Raw genomic sequence first — 17,621 nt, 5'->3', positions numbered from 1 at the left:
GGGCCGGGTCCATGGACCCGGCCCTCCTGCGTGCCCGCATTGTCACGTGGGCGTGACAGTGCGACAGCTGAGCGCGGCGGTGAGGTCGGGTCAGGAGCTGACCGGCTCCCGCCACATCGGCCAGAACGGCGTCCCGTCGGGCACCCGGAACGGCTCGCCGGCCAGGTAGCCGTGCTTCGCGTACAGATCCCGACTGCGTGGGCTGCTCGCCTCCAGGTACGCCGGCATCCCGTTGGCGTCCAGCCAGGCGTGGTGGTGGCGCATCAGCGCGCTCCCCAAGCCCTGCCCCTGCCGGCCGGGCCGGGTCGCCAGGAACGCGAGGTGGTGGTGATCCGGATGCGGGTGGTTCGCCGCGAACAGCTCGTCGAGGTGCTGGAACCGGTCGGTCCACTCGCCGCAGGCGGCGGCCAGTCGGGCGTCGTAGTCCGTCGGCGGCGGCGCCGGCTCACCGACCGACGGCAACCAGACCGCGACCGAGGCCCGGTCCGCGGTCGAGTGGACGATGCCGTGCCGCATCGCGTGCCCGACCAGGATCTCGAAGTCGCCGGCCAGTACCGCCTCCCGCTTACTCGGGTCGGGGACCAACCAGTTCGTCACCTCCAGGACGGTGAACGCCTCGGCGATGCGACCCGCCACGAGGGTGGTCTCCTCCGGCCCGAGTTGCTCGATGACCACGCTCATCGGGTCACCTCCACGGCGGCCGGGGCCTCCGGCTTGACGGCGGCCGCGGCGCTCGCCGCCCCGAGGCCGATCCGGGCGTACGTGTCCGGGCGGTTGCTGCGCAGCAGCAGGGCCCAGCCGACGCCCAGCAGGGCGGCTACCGGGTACGCGGCGGGCAGCGCCCAGCGCAGCGTCGAGTCCGGCGCGACGCCGAGCAGGTTGGCGAAGTTCGACACGGCCAACCAGATGATCACGAAGAGCGCGATGGTGGCCAGGCCGGGCGCGATGGCCCGTCGCCAGAGGTTCTCGCCCCCGGCGGAGCGGGCGAAGTAGGCGATCACCGCCACCGAGGTGGTGGCGATCAGCAGCAGGACACCGAAGCCACCGGTGGTGCCGACCCAGAAGAAGAGCTGCACCACCGGATCCCAGCCGTTGATCGCGTACAGCAGGATGACGAGCAGTCCGAGGACGCTCTGCGCCACCGAGGCGGCCCGCGGCGCACCGGTACGGGCCGAGGTCTGCCCGAACACCGCCGGCAGCACCCGCTCCCGACCGAGCGCGAAGGTGTAGCGGGCCGTGGTGTTGTGGAACGAGATCATCGCGGCGAGCACCGAGGTCAGGAAGAGCACCTGCCCGATGGTGACCGCGGTGTCGCCGAGGTGCGCGGCGGCCAGGTTGAAGATGAGCCCTACGCTCTGCTCGCCGGCCTCGGCGACGATCTGGTCCTGCCCGACCGCGACGGTCATGGTCCACGACGACAGCGCGTACAGCCCGGCGATGATCGCCACCGAGAGGTAGGTGGCCAGCGGCACCGTCCGCTTCGGGTCCTTGCTCTCCTCGCTGAAGACCACCGCCGACTCGAAGCCGACGAAGCCGAGGACGGCGAGCACCAGCACCGCGCCGACGCCCGGCACGAAGAGGTTGTCCGGGGAGAACGAGGCGAAGCTGACCCCACCGTCGGCCGGGTTGCCGAGCTGTCCCAGGTCGAAGACGAGGACCACCACGATCTCGGCGACCAGCAGCGCGGCCAGGACCATGCCGTTGAGGTCGACCCGGAGGAGGCCGAGCAGGCCGACCAACGCCCACGCCACCAGGGCCACGACGGCCCAGTGCGGGTGCCCGCCGAAGAGCCGGTCGAGCACCGGCTCGGCCGCCACGCCGATGGTGCCGTACAGCCCGACCTGCAACGCGTTGTACGCGATCAGCGCGACCCAGGCGGCGCCCACGCCGGCCGGTCGGCCCAGGCCACGGGAGACGTAGGCGTAGAAGGCGCCGGCGTTCTCCACCCGGCGGGACATCGCCACGTAACCCACCGAGAAGAGCGCGAGCACCGCGGCGATCAGCAGGAAGGCCAGCGGGATGCCGGTCACGCCGATGACGCCGTAGCCGGTGGTGACGACGCCGGCCACCACGGTCAGCGGCGCGGCGGCGGAGAGGACGAAGAAGATCACCGAGGGGATGCCGAGACGGCCCCGGGCCAGGGCTTCGGAGACGTTGCTGGGTCGGTCGACTGTCGATGTCGGGGGCATACGACTACTCCGATTGTCGAGGGGAGGGTTGGGGGTTACCGGGGGGGGATCAGGGAATGCCGCGCAGCACGGCGGCGCCGACGGCGGCCTCGGTGTGCCCGACGAGTTCCTTGAGTGGCGCCGGCAGCGCGGGGATGAGGACGTTCAGCCGGTGGTGCGCGCGGGGGCCGGCGCTCCACAGCACCTCGCGGGTCAGCCCCGCGGCCACGACCAGGCCGAGCAGCAGGGCGTCCGGCACGCCCGGCGGGTCCGGCCGGTCCAGCAGGGCCCGTAGCCGGGTGGCCGGCCAGGCCACCGCGTTGAGGTCGATCGGCAGGTAGCTGACCGAGGTACGCAACAGCCGGCGGCTCTCCTGGCGGCGCAGCACCCCGGCGCGGGCCAACCGCTCCCCCACCGAGGTCGTGGCGCTCTGGGCCAGGAAGCTCAGCCAGGTGCGCAGCTCCCGGTGCTGGGACTCACCGACCAACTGGTCCAGCACCGTGTGCGCCAGGGCGTCGGCCGGCGGACGCCGGTCGATGACGGTGATCTGCCCGGCCGCGACTGTGACATGTCCATAAAGGATCAGCTCGCCGAGGAGCCCGCCGGCCAGCCCGAGCCCGGTCGCCGCCGGGTGCAGTTTGGCCTTGCCGCGACTGTCGTTGTGTGCGATCAGGAAGAACTCGTCGGCGATGAGCAACGGTCCTCCCGCACAGGTGTGTCCACAGTGATCGCGACCGGGAAAGGATGCACCGACAGCTACTGCAACGCAACTCCCAGATTTGAAAGTTGCACTCCGTACATCTGCGACCTGCGGATCTTGTCGTGGCAGACTCGGACGGTGACCGCCACTCCCACCATCCGACCCGCCCCCAGCCCGACCGTGCGGCGACGCCGCATCGCCCGGGAACTCCGCCAGCTTCGGGAACGCGCGGGCATGACCCTCGATGTGGCCGCCCGTCAGCTCGACATGTCGAAGAGCAACCTCTCCCGGATCGAGACCGCGCAGATCGGCATCAAACCGCGCGACGTCCGGGCCGCTCTCGCGCTGTACCAGGTGACCGGTTCGGACGCCGAGGCGCTGATCGAGATCGCCCGGGGGGCACAGCAGCGCGGCTGGTGGCAGAACTACAGCGACGTGCTCCCCGAGTGGTTCGAGTTCTACGTCGGGCTGGAGGCCGAGGCCGCGGCGCTGCGCACGTACGAGGCCGAGTCGGTGCCCGGACTGCTGCAGACCGAGGCGTACGCCCGGGAGATATTCCGGCGCACCGCCGGCGAGGACGGTCTGGAGCGAAAGATCGCCGCCCGACTGCGCCGGCAGGAGGTGCTGCGCCGCGAGGACCCGGTCGATCTGTCGGTGATCCTCAACGAGGCGGTGCTCCTGCGCCCGGTCGGCGGCGCCGCGGTGATGGCCGAACAACTGGTCCACATGAGCCGGATCGCGCAGCTACCCAACGTGACAATCCAGGTACTGCCCTTCACCGCTGGCGGGCATCCCGCGATGAGCACCCCGTACGTGATCCTCAACTTCGCCGATGCCGCCGACGCGTCAGTGGTTTACCTGGATAACCTCACGATGGGGCTGGCTCTGGAGGGAGCCGATCATGTGCTCGGGTATAGCCTTCTGCACGAGGAGCTGTGCCGGATGGCGCTCGATCCGACGGCGTCGTTGACCCGTCTTGAGCATGCTTCTCGTAACTTTGCGTGACCGCTTCTGCGGCACGCCGACGCAGACGAGAGGTACCGCGGATGACGGCGTACGACCTGACCCGAGCGGACTGGCGCACCAGCACGCGCAGCAGCGGCAACGGCAACTGCGTGGAGGTCGCGACAGTCGACGGTCAGGTCGCCGTCCGGGACAGCAAGGACCGCTCCGGCCCGGTGCTCGCCTTCGGTGCGACGGCCTGGCGGGCCTTCGTGCTCGGCGTCGCCGAGGTCCGTCGCTCCTGACGCACCCGTCCCGGTGCGAGACTGGGCCGTGCTCTCCGACGTAACACTTGACCTGCCGGTCCGTCCGGTGCTGCCGGCGCTGGTCGCGGCACTCGACGCGGCCGGCGCCGGTGTGCTGGTGGCCCCGCCGGGCACCGGCAAGACCACCCTCGCGCCGCTGGCCGTGGCCGACCGGGTGTCCGGTCGGGTGGTGATCGCCCAACCCCGCCGGGTGGCGGCCCGTGCCGCCGCCCGGCGCATGGCCGAGCTGCTCGGCGAGCGGGTCGGTGAGCGGGTCGGCTACGCGGTACGCGGCGAGCGCCGGGTCGGCCCGGCCACCCGGATCGAGGTGGTCACCACCGGTCTGCTGGTCCGCCGGCTGCACCACGACCCGGAGCTGCCCGGCACGGGTGCCGTGCTGCTCGACGAGTGCCACGAACGCCAACTCGACGCCGACCTCGCGCTCGCCTTCACAGTGGAGGCGCGCGCCACCCTCCGGCCGGACCTGTGGCTACTGGCGATGTCGGCGACCCCGGACACCGACCGGTTCGCCGCGCTGCTGGGCGGGCCCACCCCAGCGCCTGTGGTACGGGCCGACTCGGCGTTGCACCCGGTGGAGCGGATCTGGGCGCCACCGGCGCGCCGGATCGCCCCGCCCGGGGCCGGGCCGGTGGACCGGGCCCTGCTCGACCACGTGGCCGCCACCGTCCGCCGGGCGCTGCGCGAGCACGACGGCGACGTGCTCGTCTTCCTGCCCGGGGCCGGCGAGATCGCGGCGGTCACCGGCCGGCTGGCCGACCTGCGGGACGCGGTCGCGCTGCTGCCGCTGCACGGCCGTCAACGCGGCGCCGAGCAGGACGCCGCGCTGCGTCGCGCGGACCGACGGCGGGTGGTGCTGGCGACCGCGCTGGCCGAGACCAGTCTGACCGTCCCGGGTGTGCGGATCGTGGTGGACGCCGGGCTGTCCCGGGTGCCCCGGATCGACCTGGCCCGCGGGCTGGGCGCGCTGGTCACCGTGCCGGTCTCCCGCGCCGCCGCCACCCAACGGGCCGGCCGGGCCGGCCGGGAGGCCCCCGGGTACGTCTACCGCTGCTGGTCGGCGGCGACCCACGAGCGGCTTCCCGCCCGTGCCGAGCCGGAGATCGCCACCGCCGACCTGACCGGCTTCGCGTTGGAGCTGGCCGCCTGGGGCCGACCGGACGGCGTCGGGCTCGCGTTGCCCGACGCGCCGCCGGCCGCCGCGATGACGGTGGCCCGGGACACCCTGGAGACCCTGGGCGCTGTCGACGCCGACGGTCGGATCACGGCGCGGGGGCGGTCGATCGCCGCCGCCGGGGCGCACCCACGGCTGGCCCGTGCGCTGCTCGACGGCGCCGGCCGGGTCGGCGCCGACCGGGCCGCCGAGGTGGTCGCCCTGCTCGCCGAGGAGAGCGCGGCCGGCCCCGGTGACGATCTGGTCGCCGGTTGGCGTCGGCTGCGCACCGGCGTGGACGCGGGCGCGACAGCCCGCTGGCGCACCGAGGTACGCCGGCTGCGGGCCGCGCTGCCCGCCGGCGCCCCGCCGAAGGGCCACGCCGACGCCACCGGCCGCACCGGCTCGGGTGGACTGAGCGACGATCTCGCCGCCGGGCTGCTCGTCGGTCTGGCGTACCCGGAACGGCTGGCCCGGGTGCGGCGGCCGGGCGGTTCGGCGTACCTGATGACCGGCGGCACCGCCGCGGAGCTGGCGGCCGGCTCGGGGCTGACCGGGTCCGACTGGCTGGCGGTGGCGGTCGCGGACCGCACCCCCGGCGCGCCGTCGGCCCGCATCCGCCGGGCCTCCCCGGTGGACGAGGCGACGGCCCGGGAGGCGGCCGGTCCGTTACTGCGCACCGGCCGCGAGGTCGGCTGGTCCGACGGGGACGTGGTGGCCCGGGAGGTGACCCGGCTGGGCGCGATCGAGTTGGTCCAGCGGCGGCTGGACCGGCCGGACCGGGCGGAGGTGGCCGCCGCGTTGCTGAGCGGCCTGCGCCAGGACGGGCTGGGCCTGTTGCCCTGGACGCCGGCGGCTCGGGCGCTGCGCGAGCGGCTCGCGTTCCTCCGGCACCACCTGGGCGAGCCGTGGCCGGAGGTCGGCGACGACTCGTTGCTCGACACCGCGCCGACGTGGTTGGGCCCGGAGCTGGCCGCCGCGCGACGCCGCGCCGACCTGGCGCGGGTCGACGTGTCGTCGGCGCTGCGTCGGCTGCTGCCCTGGGCGCAGGCCGCCCGCCTCGACGAGCTGGCCCCGGAGCGGATCGAGGTGCCGAGTGGTTCTCGGATCCGGCTGGACTACGGCGACCCGGCCGCGCCGGTGCTCGCCGTGAAGCTCCAGGAGACGTTCGGCTGGCCGGCGGCCCCCCGCATCGCCGACGGTCGGGTGCCGGTGCTGCTGCACCTGCTCTCCCCCGCCGGCCGGCCGGTGGCGGTCACCGCCGACCTGGCGTCGTTCTGGCGTACCGGCTATCCGCAGGTCCGCTCCGAGCTGCGCGGGCGCTATCCGCGGCACCCGTGGCCGGAGGATCCGGGAACGGCGAAACCCACCCGGCACGCCACCCCACGTCGGCGCTGAGCGCCGGCCTACTCCTCGACGACGTCGGCCACCACGACTGTGACGTTGTCCGGCGCGCCGGCGTGCAGGGCCAGGTCGATCAGCTTGGCGGCGCAGGCGTCCCGGTCCGGATAGCCGCTGAGCACCTCGGTGAGGGTGTCCGGGCGGACCACGTTGGAGAGGCCGTCGCTGCACAGCAGCCACCGGTCGCCGGCCCGGGGCACCATCGTCGCGTACGACGGGGAGACCTCGTCACCCTGCAACGCCTGGGTGACCACGGCCCGGCGCGGGTGGCTGCTGGCCTGGTCGGCGGTGATCACGCCCTGATCCACCAGCATCTGGACGAACGTGTCGTCCCTGGTGACCTGCTTGAGCACGCCCTCGCGGTACAGGTAGGCCCGGGAGTCGCCGACGTGCGCGAGCGCCAGGCAGCTGCCGGTACGGGCGAAGAGCAGGGCGGTCAGCGTGGTGCCCATGCCCTGGCGCTCGGGATCCTCGGCGACCGCCTGCCGGATCCGGGAGGTGGCCAGCGCGATGCCGCCCTCGAGCGCGGCCACCAGGGCGTCCTCGGGTGTCTCCACGTCCAGCGGGACGACCGCGTCGATGGTGAGGGCACTGGCCAGGTCGCCGGCGGCCATTCCGCCCATGCCGTCGGCGACGGCGACGAGCCAGGTGCCGGCGTGCAGGGCGTCCTGGTTTCCGCTGCGGATCAGCCCACGGTCGCTCGTTCCCACGGAACGCAGCTTCAGGGTCATGGGAGGCAGCCTGCCAGGCGAAGGGCGCAGTTGTCTCTAGGAGATCAGGACGACGGCGCGTGGCGCGGCCAATCTCACGTCCGGGTGGCGGCGCGTCGGAGAGCGCCGCTCGGGCTGACCGCCCTCGTCGGATGCTGAAACCCATCCAACCAGATCAATTGACATGGCGTACCGGCACTGGAAACATCGAGCCGATACCTGGGAGCGCTCCCAGCTTCCCTTCGCATCACAGTGCCACCACCACCGTCCCACTTTCCGTCCCGGAAGGACTCCCCGTGACGCCATCCCGACGCCGCCTCCTGTTGGCTGCGGCGACCACTCTGGCCCTCACCGGCGCGGGCGCCGGCGCGGCCCACGCCGACCCACCACCGGACGCCCCCGAGCAGATCGACAACGGCGACTTCAGCGCGGGGGTGAGCCCCTGGTTCTCCTTCGGCACAGGCGCGCTGGCGGTCACCGACGGCCAGCTCTGCACCACAGTCGCGGGCGGGCTGGCCAATCCGTGGGACGCCGGCATCGGCCAGGACGGCGTGCCGCTGATCGCCGGCGCCGAATACACCCTCGGCTTCGCGGTCTCCGCCACCCCCGGCGCCGCGGTGAAGGCCGTGTTGCAGCTCGGCAGCGCCCCGTACACCACGTACGCGGCAGTGGACGCCACCGCGACCGGCACCCTCCAGCGGGTCGAGCAGACCTTCACCGTCCCGGACGACAACCCCAGCGCCCAGCTGATCTTCCAGGTCGGCGGTTCCGCCCAGGCACAGACCATCTGCCTGGACGACGTCTCGCTGCGCGGCGGCGAGCCGCCCGAGCCGTACGAGCCGGACACCGGGCCACGGGTGCGCGTCAACCAGGTCGGCTACCTTCCCGGCGGCCCGAAGAACGCCACTGTCGTCACCGAGGCCACCGAAGCGCTGCCCTGGCAGCTGCGCAGCGCCGCCGGCGCCGTCGTGGCCAGTGGCACCACCACCGCTCGCGGTGTCGACGCCGCCTCCGGGCAGAACGTGCAGACTGTCGACTTCTCCAGCTACCGCACCCCCGGCACCGGGCTCACGCTCACCGTGGACGGCGAGACCAGCCACCCGTTCGACATCTCCGGCGCCCTCTACGACCAGCTGCGCTCCGACTCGCTGCAGTTCTTCTACGCCCAGCGCAGCGGCATCGCCATCGACGGTGACCTGATCGGCGACGAGTACGCCCGACCCGCCGGCCACCTCGGCGTCGCACCCAACCAGGGCGACACCAACGTGCCCTGCCAGCCGGGTGTCTGCGACTACTCGCTGGACGTGCGCGGCGGTTGGTACGACGCCGGCGACCACGGCAAGTACGTGGTCAACGGCGGCATCGCCACCTACCAGCTGCTGAACACCTTCGAGCGGACCAGGACGGCGGCCACCGCCAACGGCGGCGCGGAACTCGCCGACGGCACGCTGCGGGTGCCCGAGCGTGACAACGGGGTGCCGGACATCCTCGACGAGGCGCGCTGGGAGCTGGAGTTCCTGCTGCGCATGCAGGTGCCCGCCGGCAAGCCGCTCGCCGGCATGGTCCACCACAAGATCCACGATCAGAACTGGACCGGGCTGCCGCTCTCGCCGCAGGACGACCCGCAGCCGCGCGAGCTGCACCCGCCGTCGACCGCTGCCACCCTCAACCTGGCCGCGACCGCCGCCCAGTGCGCCCGGCTCTTCGCCCCCTACGACGCGGCGTTCGCGACCCGCTGCGGCACTGCCGCGAAGACCGCCTACGCCGCGGCCAAGGCCCACCCGGCGGTGTACGCCAGCCCGACCGACGGCACCGGCGGCGGCGCGTACGACGACAGCAACGTCACCGACGAGTTCTACTGGGCGGCGGCCGAGCTGTACCTGACCACCGGGGCGCAGAACTACCTGGCCGACCTGACCGCCTCACCGCACCACACCGGAAACGTCTTCGACGCACGTGGCTTCGGCTGGCAGAGCGTGGCCGCGCTGGGCCGCCTCGACCTGGCCACCGTGCCGAACGGGCTACCCGCCGCCGACCTGGCCCGGGTCCGCGCCTCGGTCACCGCCGCCGCCGACACGTACCTCGCCGAGCTGCGTCGGCAGGCGTACGGGCTGCCGATGCCCGGTGACGCCAACAGCTACTTCTGGGGCGGCAACAGCAACGTCATCAACAACGCCGTGGTGCTGGCCACCGCGTTCGACCTGACCCGCAACCCCGTTTACCGCGACGGCGCCGTACAGGCCATGGACTACATCCTCGGTCGCAACGCCCTGAACATCTCCTACGTCACCGGCTGGGGAGAGCACGCGGCGCAGAACCAGCACAGCCGGATCTTCGGCCACCAGCTCGACCCGAACCTGCCCCGACCGCCCGCCGGCTCCCTCGCCGGTGGCCCGAACGCGGCCCTCCAGGACCCGTTCGTGGCACAACTCCTCGCCGGCTGCGAGCCGATGTTCTGCTACGTCGACGACATCAACTCGTACTCGACAAACGAGGTGGCGATCAACTGGAACTCGGCGCTGACCTGGATCTCCTCGTTCCTGGCCGACCAGGGTGACGCCGGCGCGGTGCCGGCCACCACCTGCACGGCGCGCTACACCAACTACGGCGCCTGGCAGGGCGGCACCGGGTTCACCGGGCAGCTGACCATCCAGAACACGGGCACCGCGGCCATCAACGGCTGGAGCGTGCGCTTCGCGTTCACCGGTGACCAGCGGGTACGCGAGGCGTGGCTGGCGAAGGTCGCCCAGTCCGGCGCGACGGTGACCGCGCGCAACGAGTCGTACAACGCCAAGATCGCACCCGGCGGCACTGTGACGTTCGGCTTCAACGCGACGACGGGCGGCGGCGCCAACCCGAGCCCCGGCCTGGTCACTGTCAACGGAGCGGCCTGCTCGCTGACCTGACCGACGTCCTGGTGCCCGCCCGGGGAGGGGCGGTCACCAGGACGGCACGATGGCGCGGCCGGCGGGTCAACCGCCGGCCGCGTTGTGCTTCGCCACCAGGCTCGGGAGTTCGCCCAGCGAGTCGATCCGGAACAGGCACCGCTCGGCCACTGTGGAAGGGTCGAGGATGTGCCCCCACGGACCGCGTCGGATCAGGCACGTCTGCATGCCCGCCTCCAGGGCCGGGCGCACATCATTGTCGGGCCGGTCGCCGACGTACAGGATCGACGACGCGACACCACCACCGGCGGCGACGACCCGCTCGAAGAACATCGGTGACGGCTTCGCCACACCCCACCCGTGCGACGTGCCGATCACGTCCACCGGAAGGTCGAGATCGCGCAGCGTCGCCTCCGCATGAGCTGGCTGGTTGCCGGCCAGGCCGACGAACAGGCCCTGGTCCTTCAAGGACTCCAGGCACCCCCGCGCGTCCGGGTAGAGATCCTCCTCGGCGAACGACTCCGGCTGGCCGGCAGCCTCCCGACGCGCCAGCTCGATGCTGAGATCGAAGTCGGGCCGGAAGACCCGGAACGTCTCCTGATAGTCCAGACCCCGGGCGATCACCGCACCGAAGACCGCCGAGAAGGTGTGCCGGGGCACGCCGAGCCAGTCGGCCCAGGCAGCGAACTCGTGGGACTCGTCGAGAATGGTCCCACCAACATCGAAGATGACAGTGTCAATCATGTCCGTCCCCCGTTTGACGCTCGCACCGTCGGTGAAGCATAGACGGGGGTTCAACTGACCACCGGACCTCCATGATCACTTGATGTTGGGTAGCTGGATCGCCGAGATTTCCGCTACTGACCATCAAGTGATCGAGGGCAGGCGGCGGTGCGCCGACCGCCCGGGGCGGGCGGGTGCCTCCGGCTGACGCTGTCGAGCTGATGACGTGAACGAATCACCGGGCATGCCGCAAAACCGATGGATCGGTCGCGCCGAGTGAGCCATGGTGACGCCATGGATGGCGACGAACTGCCGGGCGCGGAGCGTCGGGTGTGGGCGGCGATGCCGGCCGGGACGCGGAGCGCGTTGGCCGGCCTCTCCGGCGCGGACCTACGTACTCTGCTGTTGGGCGTGGCCCGCGACCGGGCGGCGATCGTACGCCCACCCGAGGTGGTACGCCGCTGGGGCCAGGACCGCTTCGTCCGCCCGGCCCGTGCCGACCCGCGCGTGCTCGCGCGGGTGGAGGCCCGGATGTGGCAACTGTTGCCCGCCGACGTCGCCGGAGTGGAACTGTCGCCGGTCGTACCGGTCGGCACCTGCTCGGCGGTCGCACCGGTCAGCCAGAACAGGATCGTCACCACGATGCGCGCCAGCGAGGTGCTGAGCGACCCCACCAACGCCCTCGCCATCGAGGCGGCCGTACGTCGGCGCCGACAGAGCGAGGTGCACCTGGCCGCCGCCCACCGGGTGCTGCGGGCGCAGGATTTCGGCAGCGGCGCGTCGGCGCACTTCCGGCTCTTCGCCCTGGTGTCCAGCGCCCGGGACACCGGCTCGGGCGGCACGCAGGCCCGACTGCTGGTCCGACACCTCACCTACTGGCGGACCGTCCTGGCCGAACTGGCACCGGCCGCCGCGCCACAGCTGCACGTCACCACCTTCGACAACAGGGTCATCCGGGAGCGGCTGGCCGACACCGTCCGACCGGCGCTCGCCGGCGATGTGGTGCCGCTGGTGGACGAACCGGAGCGGTCTCGCGGTCGCGGCTACTACACGGGGTGCGCCCTGCGGATCACCGCCCTGGGCGGCGGCCTGGAGATCGGCGACGGCGGCCTCACCGACTGGACCGCCCGGCTGAGCGGCGACGCAAAGGAACGATGCCTCGTCTCCTGCCTCGCCACCGAACGTCTCGTCGACGGCCTCAGCCGCTGAACCGGGCCCGGCGACGACCGTCCTGCGCACCGTCCGAGTGCCCACTCGTCGCCGCCGCAAGCAACTGAACTCGGCTCGCCAACCGAGCCGCGCCGACTCGACGTCGGCCGACGATCAGCCGATCTCCTCGTCGACGAAGCACCAGCGCCATGCCTCGCCCGGCTGCGCCGAACGGATCACCGGGTGCCCGGTGGACGCGAAGTGCTTGCTCGCGTGCTGGTTCGGCGACGAGTCACAGCAGCCGACCTGCCCGCAGCTCAGACAGGTGCGCAGGTGCACCCAGTAGGTGTCGCCGATGGCGACGCAGTCCGCGCACTCGTCGGGGGTACGCGGCTCGGCGGCACCGGCCTCGGTCAGGTGCTGACAGCTCACTTCTCAACCTCTCGCAGCAACGACTCTTCCAGGTCCAGGTCACGGTAGGCCCGCACCAACACTTCCTCAGGAATCCGACCGGAGTCCCGGGCCGCCCGGAACACATCCCGCTCGGCGTCGATCATCTCCTGCCGCAGCCGACCGTACGCCTGCGACGGGGTCTCCCGCTCGTCGCCGCCGAGCCGTTCCCAGGCCATGTTGGTGCGGTCCTCCACCGCTCGGCGCAGCCGGTCCACCACCGCATCCGGTGCGCTGTCGGCCAACTCGTCGAGGCGGTCCTGGGCGGCCTTGCCGGCCTGCTGCTGCACCGCGGCCGCGGAGAGCGCGTCCTGCACCGGGTCGTCCTGCGGCAGCTTCAACCGGCGGGCGATCAGCGGCAGGGTGGCGCCCTGACCGACCAGGGTGAAAACGATCACGGCGAAGGCCAGCCAGATCAACAACGCCCTGGGGTACGGCTCGTCGCCGGCCAGGGTCAGCGGCAGGGCCAGCGCGGCGGCCAGGGTCACCACGCCGCGCATGCCGGCCCAGCCGATGATGATCGGGAACTTCGGCGACGGCCGGTCGTCACGGCGGCGGACCCGGGGGACCAACCGGGCCAGGTAGGTGGCCGGGAAGAGCCAGACGAACCGGGTCAGGAAGACGGTGGCGAGCACCGCGAAGGTGATCAGGATGAGCGAGCCGATCGGCTCGTCGAGGTCGCGCAGCACCTCCCGCAGTTGCAGCCCGACCAGCAGGAAGACCAGACCCTCCAGCAGGAAACGGAACAGCCGCCAGAACGCCCCGATCTGCAACCGGGACGCCGCCGACAGCAACTGGGGCAGCTTGTGCCCGAGCACCAGGCCGGTGACGACCACGGCGACCACTCCGGAGGCGTGCAGGTGTTCGGCGGCGAACACCACAGCGAACGGGATGATCAGCGACAGGGCGTTGTCCAGCAGCGGGTCGGTGATCCGCCGATGCAGGAAGCCGAACACCAGCGCCCCGAGCGCCCCGATCAGGATGCCGCCGCCGGTGGACCGCAGCACCTCGATGGCGATCTTGTCGGCGCCGACGGCTGAGCCGACGGTGGCCATCGTCGCGACCCGCAGCAGCACGAGCGCTGTCGCGTCGTTGACCAGGCTTTCGCCCTCCAGGATGGTGACGACCCGGCGGGGCAGCCCGACCCGGCGGGCGACGGCCGTGGCGGCCACCGCGTCCGGTGGGGCGACCACCGCGCCGAGGGCAAGGCAGATCGCGAACGGCAGTTGCGGCAACAGCAGGTGCAGCACCAACCCGACCACGAACGCGGTGAACAACACCAGGCCGACCGCGAGCAGCAGGATCGGCCGGATGTTGTTCTTGAACGCCGGCACCGAGGTCTCCAGCGCGGCCACGTAGAGCAGCGGCGGCAGGATGCCGACCAGCACCAACTCCGGGTCGAGTTCCACCTGCGGGAAGCCTGGCACGAACGAGAGCGCCAGGCCGAGGACGACCAGCACGATCGGCGCGAGCAGGCCGAGCCGGCGGGCCAACGCGGCGCCCAGGGTGGCGATCGCCAGGAAGACGACGACCGGGAACAGGCTTTCCATGGGGTACGAGCCTAGGGGTACGCCTGTTCGATCAGCCGCCCGGGCGCAGCTTCGGCAGCACCTCCGCGCCGAAGGCGTCGATGAAGCCGCGCTGTTCCTTCCCGACGTGGTGCAGGGCGATCTGGTCGAAGCCGAGCTGCGCGTACTCCTCCAGCCAGCCGACGTGCCGACCCAGGTCCGCCGACACGTTCACCACCTCGGCGATCCGCCGCGCCGGCACGTCGGCGGAGACCACGTCGAAGTGTTCGACGGTCTCCAGGTCCCAGCAGACCGGCGGGGCGAAGACGTTGCTGCGCCACTGGTCGTACGCGAGCGCCTCGGCCTGGGCCTGCTCCGGTGCCCAGGAGACGTGCACCTGCAGGTGCAGTGGTCCACGTCCGCCCGCGTCCCGGTACGCGTCGATCATCTCGCGCAGGTGCGCCACCGGGGCGTTCACGGTGATCAGCCCGTCCGCCCATTCGGCGCACCAGCGGGCGGTGGCCACGCTGACGGCGGCGCCGACCAGCGCGGGCGGCTGCTCGGGGCGGGTCCACAGCCGGGCCCGATCCACCCGGACCAGGCCGTCGTGGCTGACCTCCTCGCCGGCCAGCAGGGCCCGGATCACGTCCACGCACTCGCGCAGCCGGGCGGTGCGCACGTCCTTGCGCGGCCACGGGTCGCCGGTGATGTGCTCGTTGCTGGCCTCGCCGGTGCCCAGGGCCGCCCAGAACCGGCCCGGGTACATCGCGCCGAGGGTGCCGATCGCTTGCGCGATGATCGCCGGGTGGTACCGCTGGCCGGGCGCGTTGACCACGCCGAACGGCATGCCGGTGGCCTGCAACGCCGAGCCCAGCCAGGACCAGGCGAAGCCGGACTCGCCCTGCCGGGCGCTCCACGGGGAGAAGTGGTCGGAGCACATGGCGGCGTCGAAGCCGGCCCGCTCGGCGTGGATCACCGCCTCCAACAGGGCGCGTGGACCGATCTGCTCATGCGAGGCGTGAAACCCGAACGACGTCATGGGCACACTTCCTACCCACGACGGCACCGGCTGACGCGTGCCGCGCCCCGAACTACTCGGCGTGCGCGCCCGCGCCGGCCGACGCGGCGCCCTCGCCCACCCAGACCGTCTTGGTGTTGCAGAACTCCCGCATGCCCAGCGCCGACAGCTCCCGCCCGTACCCGGAGTTCTTCACACCGCCGAACGGCAACTCCGGGTACGAGGTGGTCATCCCGTTGATGAAGACGTTGCCGGCGTCCAGGTCGGTGGCGAAGCGCTCCTGCTCGGCCGGGTCCCGGGTCCAGGCGTTCGAGCCGAGCCCGAAGCTGGTGCCGTTGGCGACCTCGATCGCCTCCTCGTACGACGAGACCCGGAACAGGCCGGCGACCGGGCCGAAGACCTCCTCGGACCACATCCGCATCTGCGGGGTGAGGTCGGTGACCACTGTCGGCGGGTAGAACCAGCCGTCGCCGCTCGGCGGCTCGCCGCCGCAGAGCACTGTCGCGCCGTTGTCGACCGCGTCGCGGACCTGGGCGTGCACCTCGTCGCGGCCACGCTCGCTCGCCAGCGGCCCGACGTCGGTGTTCGGGTCCATCGGGTCGCCGACGCGCAGCGCGGCCATGTTGGCGGCGAACTTCTCGGCGAAGGCGTCGAACACGTCGGTGTGCACGATGAACCGCTTCGCGGCGATGCAGGACTGGCCGTTGTTCTGGCAGCGGGCGGTGGTGGCCACCTCGGCGGCCCGGTCCACGTCGGCGGAGGGCATCACCACGAAGGGGTCGCTGCCGCCGAGTTCGAGGACGGTCTTCTTCAGCTCCCGCCCGGCGATCTGCGCGATGGACCGGCCGGCGGGCTCGCTGCCGGTGAGCGTCGCGGCGCGTACCCGGGGGTCGCTGAGGATGTGGTCGACGGCCTCCGAGTCGACCAGCACCGTGGTGAAGGCCCCCTCGGGGAAGCCCGCTCGCCGGAACAGGTCCTCCAGCAGCAGCGCGGTCTGCGGCACGTTCGAGGCGTGCTTGAGCAGGCCGGTGTTGCCGGCCATCAGCGCCGGGGCGGCGAAGCGCATCACCTGCCAGAGCGGGAAGTTCCACGGCATCACCGCGAGCACCACGCCGATCGGCTGGTAGCGGATGAAGGCCCGGGTGGCTTTCACGGCGTCGGCGTCGGCGGGCTCGTCGGCGAGGAACGCGGGGGCCTTGTCGGCGTAGAAGCGGGCGGCGGAGGCGCACTTGGTCACCTCGGCCTGCGCCGCGACGTACGTCTTGCCCATCTCCGTGGTCATGATCCGGGCGATCTCGTCGCGCTCGGCGTCCAGCAGGTCGGCTGCGGCGTTCATCCACTGGGCGCGCTGGTCGACGGTCGTCGCTCGCAGCTGGTGGAACGCGAGGTCGGTGCGTTCGATGGCGTCGTCGAGTTGCTCGGTGGACATCGCCTCATAGGTCTTGAGCACCTGTCCGGTGGCGGGGTTGGTGGTGGCGATGTGGGGCATTGCGTCCTCCTGTCACTCGAACAACGAGTGTCGTACGCCCGGCTCCTCGCGGCGGCGGGCGGCGCGGCGGCGCTGGATCACGACCAGGTCGACCACGGCGACCACCGCGAAGATCGCGCAGAGTACGCCGAGCCAGGCGATGCCGGCCCAGAACGCCAGCACCGCGAAGAGCACCATGATCACCAGCCCGAAGCTGGCGAGGGTGAGCCGAAGGTTCAACGCGCTGTTCGCGTGGCCGACCGTGCCACGGGCACGCCGGGGCTGCGATCTCGTCATACCCACCGACCTACCCCCGATCGGCCGGATTAACCGGTGCCGAGCGCCTGCGCACCCGCATCCGTCGGTGTGCTCCGGCACATCCGTTCGCGCCGCGGCCTCGTCGACCGCAGGATGGGCGCATGTCAATGACCCTCGCCGTGCCGGTGACCGTCTCCATCGCCCGCCGCGTCGATCCCGGCCGGGCCAGCGAGATGGTGGCCTGGATGCGGGCCGGCACCGCGCTGGCCGAGGCGTTTCCCGGGTTTCTCGGCGCCGGCTGGGTGCAGAGCGGCCCCGGCTCGTCGGAGTGGCACATGCTCTACCGCTTCGCCGACGCCGAGACGCTGCGCCGGTGGGAGGAGTCGCCACAGCGGCACTGGTGGCTCAGCTCGGCGCAGGGCATCGTGGAGCACACCCGGGTCGAGCGGCGTACCGGGATCGAGGGCTGGTTCGACAGGCCGCTGGAGCACTCGGTGGACCTGGTGGAGCCAGCCCCGCCCGCGTCGCCGCCCCGCTGGAAGCAGGCGGTGACCATCTGGCTGGCGTTCTTCCCCCTGAGTCTGACCGCCACCCTGCTGACGAGCCGCTTCCTCGACGCGGTGCCGCTGGCGGCCCGGGTGCTGCTGATGACGCTCTGCCTGACCCCGCTGATGACCTATCTGGTGCTGCCCCGGATCACCAGGGCGTTGCACTGGTGGCTGCACGGTCAGCGGGCACCATGGCGGGACGCATAGCACCTCGACG

Annotated in this window: 16 protein-coding genes; 6 read left to right on the top strand and 10 right to left on the bottom strand. The window is 72.2% G+C overall.

The genetic code is table 11. The features are described 5' to 3' along the window. Window positions 1–90: 90 nt before the first annotated feature. The 3 genes from PSH03_RS02305 to PSH03_RS02295 are packed head-to-tail and all read right to left on the bottom strand — an operon-like array spanning window position 91 to window position 2,865. A complete protein-coding gene (locus tag PSH03_RS02305) occupies window positions 91–681 on the bottom strand; it encodes a GNAT family N-acetyltransferase (protein WP_210781385.1) in 591 nt (196 codons plus the stop codon). After that, on the bottom strand, window positions 678–2,189 hold the full coding sequence (locus tag PSH03_RS02300; RefSeq protein WP_210781384.1) for an APC family permease: 1,512 nt from the start codon (window positions 2,187–2,189) through the stop codon (window positions 678–680). Before PSH03_RS02300 ends, PSH03_RS02305 begins: the two co-directional genes overlap by 4 nt. 49 nt (window positions 2,190–2,238) lie before the next feature. Then, entirely contained in the window at window positions 2,239–2,865 is a 627-nt protein-coding gene (locus PSH03_RS02295) for a GOLPH3/VPS74 family protein (RefSeq protein WP_210781383.1), read from the bottom strand. A 183-nt stretch (window positions 2,866–3,048) separates the two neighbouring features. Between PSH03_RS02295 and PSH03_RS02290 the strand changes: the two genes are divergently transcribed. Genes PSH03_RS02290 through hrpB form a run of 3 tightly spaced genes read left to right on the top strand, consistent with a single transcriptional unit; the run spans window position 3,049 to window position 6,684 of the window. After that, window positions 3,049–3,873 carry a helix-turn-helix domain-containing protein gene (locus tag PSH03_RS02290; RefSeq protein WP_307850448.1) on the top strand — a complete coding sequence of 275 codons (825 nt, stop codon included), beginning with the start codon at window positions 3,049–3,051 and terminating at the stop codon, window positions 3,871–3,873. A 41-nt stretch (window positions 3,874–3,914) separates the two neighbouring features. After that, on the top strand, window positions 3,915–4,115 hold the full coding sequence (locus PSH03_RS02285) for a DUF397 domain-containing protein (RefSeq protein WP_210781382.1): 201 nt from the start codon (window positions 3,915–3,917) through the stop codon (window positions 4,113–4,115). A 28-nt stretch (window positions 4,116–4,143) separates the two neighbouring features. Further along, window positions 4,144–6,684: an ATP-dependent helicase HrpB gene (hrpB, locus tag PSH03_RS02280; RefSeq protein ID WP_238688092.1), complete on the top strand. Its 2,541-nt coding sequence runs from the start codon at window positions 4,144–4,146 to the stop codon at window positions 6,682–6,684. Window positions 6,685–6,692: 8 nt separating this feature from the next. Here the strand turns inward: hrpB and PSH03_RS02275 are convergent, their stop codons facing one another. Further along, a complete protein-coding gene (locus PSH03_RS02275; RefSeq protein ID WP_210781380.1) occupies window positions 6,693–7,418 on the bottom strand; it encodes a PP2C family protein-serine/threonine phosphatase in 726 nt (241 codons plus the stop codon). A 275-nt stretch (window positions 7,419–7,693) separates the two neighbouring features. Between PSH03_RS02275 and PSH03_RS02270 the strand changes: the two genes are divergently transcribed. Beyond that, window positions 7,694–10,303: a glycoside hydrolase family 9 protein gene (locus PSH03_RS02270; protein ID WP_210781379.1), complete on the top strand. Its 2,610-nt coding sequence runs from the start codon at window positions 7,694–7,696 to the stop codon at window positions 10,301–10,303. A gap of 66 nt (window positions 10,304–10,369) precedes the next feature. Here the strand turns inward: PSH03_RS02270 and PSH03_RS02265 are convergent, their stop codons facing one another. Next, entirely contained in the window at window positions 10,370–11,026 is a 657-nt protein-coding gene (locus tag PSH03_RS02265; protein WP_238688091.1) for an HAD family hydrolase, read from the bottom strand. A 273-nt stretch (window positions 11,027–11,299) separates the two neighbouring features. On the opposite strand from PSH03_RS02265, the gene PSH03_RS02260 reads away from it, so the two are divergent. Continuing rightward, a complete protein-coding gene (locus PSH03_RS02260) occupies window positions 11,300–12,214 on the top strand; it encodes a hypothetical protein (RefSeq protein WP_210781377.1) in 915 nt (304 codons plus the stop codon). Window positions 12,215–12,328: 114 nt separating this feature from the next. Here the strand turns inward: PSH03_RS02260 and PSH03_RS02255 are convergent, their stop codons facing one another. Genes PSH03_RS02255 through PSH03_RS02235 form a run of 5 tightly spaced genes read right to left on the bottom strand, consistent with a single transcriptional unit; the run spans window position 12,329 to window position 16,895 of the window. Beyond that, the gene (locus PSH03_RS02255; RefSeq protein WP_091401591.1) at window positions 12,329–12,586 is read right to left on the bottom strand and encodes a UBP-type zinc finger domain-containing protein; all 258 of its coding nucleotides are present in this window, start codon (window positions 12,584–12,586) and stop codon (window positions 12,329–12,331) included. After that, window positions 12,583–14,154 carry a Na+/H+ antiporter gene (locus PSH03_RS02250; RefSeq protein ID WP_210781376.1) on the bottom strand — a complete coding sequence of 524 codons (1,572 nt, stop codon included), beginning with the start codon at window positions 14,152–14,154 and terminating at the stop codon, window positions 12,583–12,585. The genes PSH03_RS02255 and PSH03_RS02250 overlap by 4 nt, the downstream gene beginning before the upstream one ends. Before the next feature lie 31 nt (window positions 14,155–14,185). Continuing rightward, window positions 14,186–15,151 carry a TIGR03885 family FMN-dependent LLM class oxidoreductase gene (locus tag PSH03_RS02245; RefSeq protein WP_210781375.1) on the bottom strand — a complete coding sequence of 322 codons (966 nt, stop codon included), beginning with the start codon at window positions 15,149–15,151 and terminating at the stop codon, window positions 14,186–14,188. 52 nt (window positions 15,152–15,203) lie between these two features. Beyond that, window positions 15,204–16,619 (bottom strand): NADP-dependent succinic semialdehyde dehydrogenase, encoded by a 1,416-nt coding sequence (locus PSH03_RS02240; protein ID WP_210781374.1) that lies wholly within the window; start codon window positions 16,617–16,619, stop codon window positions 15,204–15,206. Between the two features lie 12 nt (window positions 16,620–16,631). Next, window positions 16,632–16,895 (bottom strand): DUF6343 family protein, encoded by a 264-nt coding sequence (locus tag PSH03_RS02235; protein WP_091401582.1) that lies wholly within the window; start codon window positions 16,893–16,895, stop codon window positions 16,632–16,634. Window positions 16,896–17,017: 122 nt separating this feature from the next. Here PSH03_RS02235 and PSH03_RS02230 point away from each other — a divergent pair, with 122 nt between their 5' ends. Further along, complete coding sequence (locus PSH03_RS02230) at window positions 17,018–17,611, top strand: antibiotic biosynthesis monooxygenase (protein ID WP_210781373.1); 594 nt, start codon at window positions 17,018–17,020, stop codon at window positions 17,609–17,611. Window positions 17,612–17,621: the final 10 nt, after the last annotated feature.

Origin of the sequence: Micromonospora salmantinae (genome assembly GCF_022230905.1) — a bacterium.
Lineage (GTDB): Bacteria > Actinomycetota > Actinomycetes > Mycobacteriales > Micromonosporaceae > Micromonospora > Micromonospora salmantinae.
This window is presented reverse-complemented; position numbering and strand designations above follow the sequence as displayed.

Bases quoted from the DNA above. Each gene is read 5' to 3' on its own strand.
- PSH03_RS02305 (WP_210781385.1), bottom strand. From the start codon at position 681: ATGAGCGTGGTCATCGAGCAACTCGGGCCGGAGGAGACCACCCTCGTG.
- PSH03_RS02260 (WP_210781377.1), top strand. From the start codon at position 11,300: ATGGATGGCGACGAACTGCCGGGCGCGGAGCGTCGGGTGTGGGCGGCG.
- PSH03_RS02285 (WP_210781382.1), top strand. From the start codon at position 3,915: ATGACGGCGTACGACCTGACCCGAGCGGACTGGCGCACCAGCACGCGC.
- PSH03_RS02245 (WP_210781375.1), bottom strand. From the start codon at position 15,151: ATGACGTCGTTCGGGTTTCACGCCTCGCATGAGCAGATCGGTCCACGC.
- PSH03_RS02300 (WP_210781384.1), bottom strand. From the start codon at position 2,189: ATGCCCCCGACATCGACAGTCGACCGACCCAGCAACGTCTCCGAAGCC.
- PSH03_RS02250 (WP_210781376.1), bottom strand. From the start codon at position 14,154: ATGGAAAGCCTGTTCCCGGTCGTCGTCTTCCTGGCGATCGCCACCCTG.
- PSH03_RS02240 (WP_210781374.1), bottom strand. From the start codon at position 16,619: ATGCCCCACATCGCCACCACCAACCCCGCCACCGGACAGGTGCTCAAG.
- PSH03_RS02235 (WP_091401582.1), bottom strand. From the start codon at position 16,895: ATGACGAGATCGCAGCCCCGGCGTGCCCGTGGCACGGTCGGCCACGCG.
- PSH03_RS02275 (WP_210781380.1), bottom strand. From the start codon at position 7,418: ATGACCCTGAAGCTGCGTTCCGTGGGAACGAGCGACCGTGGGCTGATC.
- PSH03_RS02265 (WP_238688091.1), bottom strand. From the start codon at position 11,026: ATGATTGACACTGTCATCTTCGATGTTGGTGGGACCATTCTCGACGAG.
- PSH03_RS02230 (WP_210781373.1), top strand. From the start codon at position 17,018: ATGTCAATGACCCTCGCCGTGCCGGTGACCGTCTCCATCGCCCGCCGC.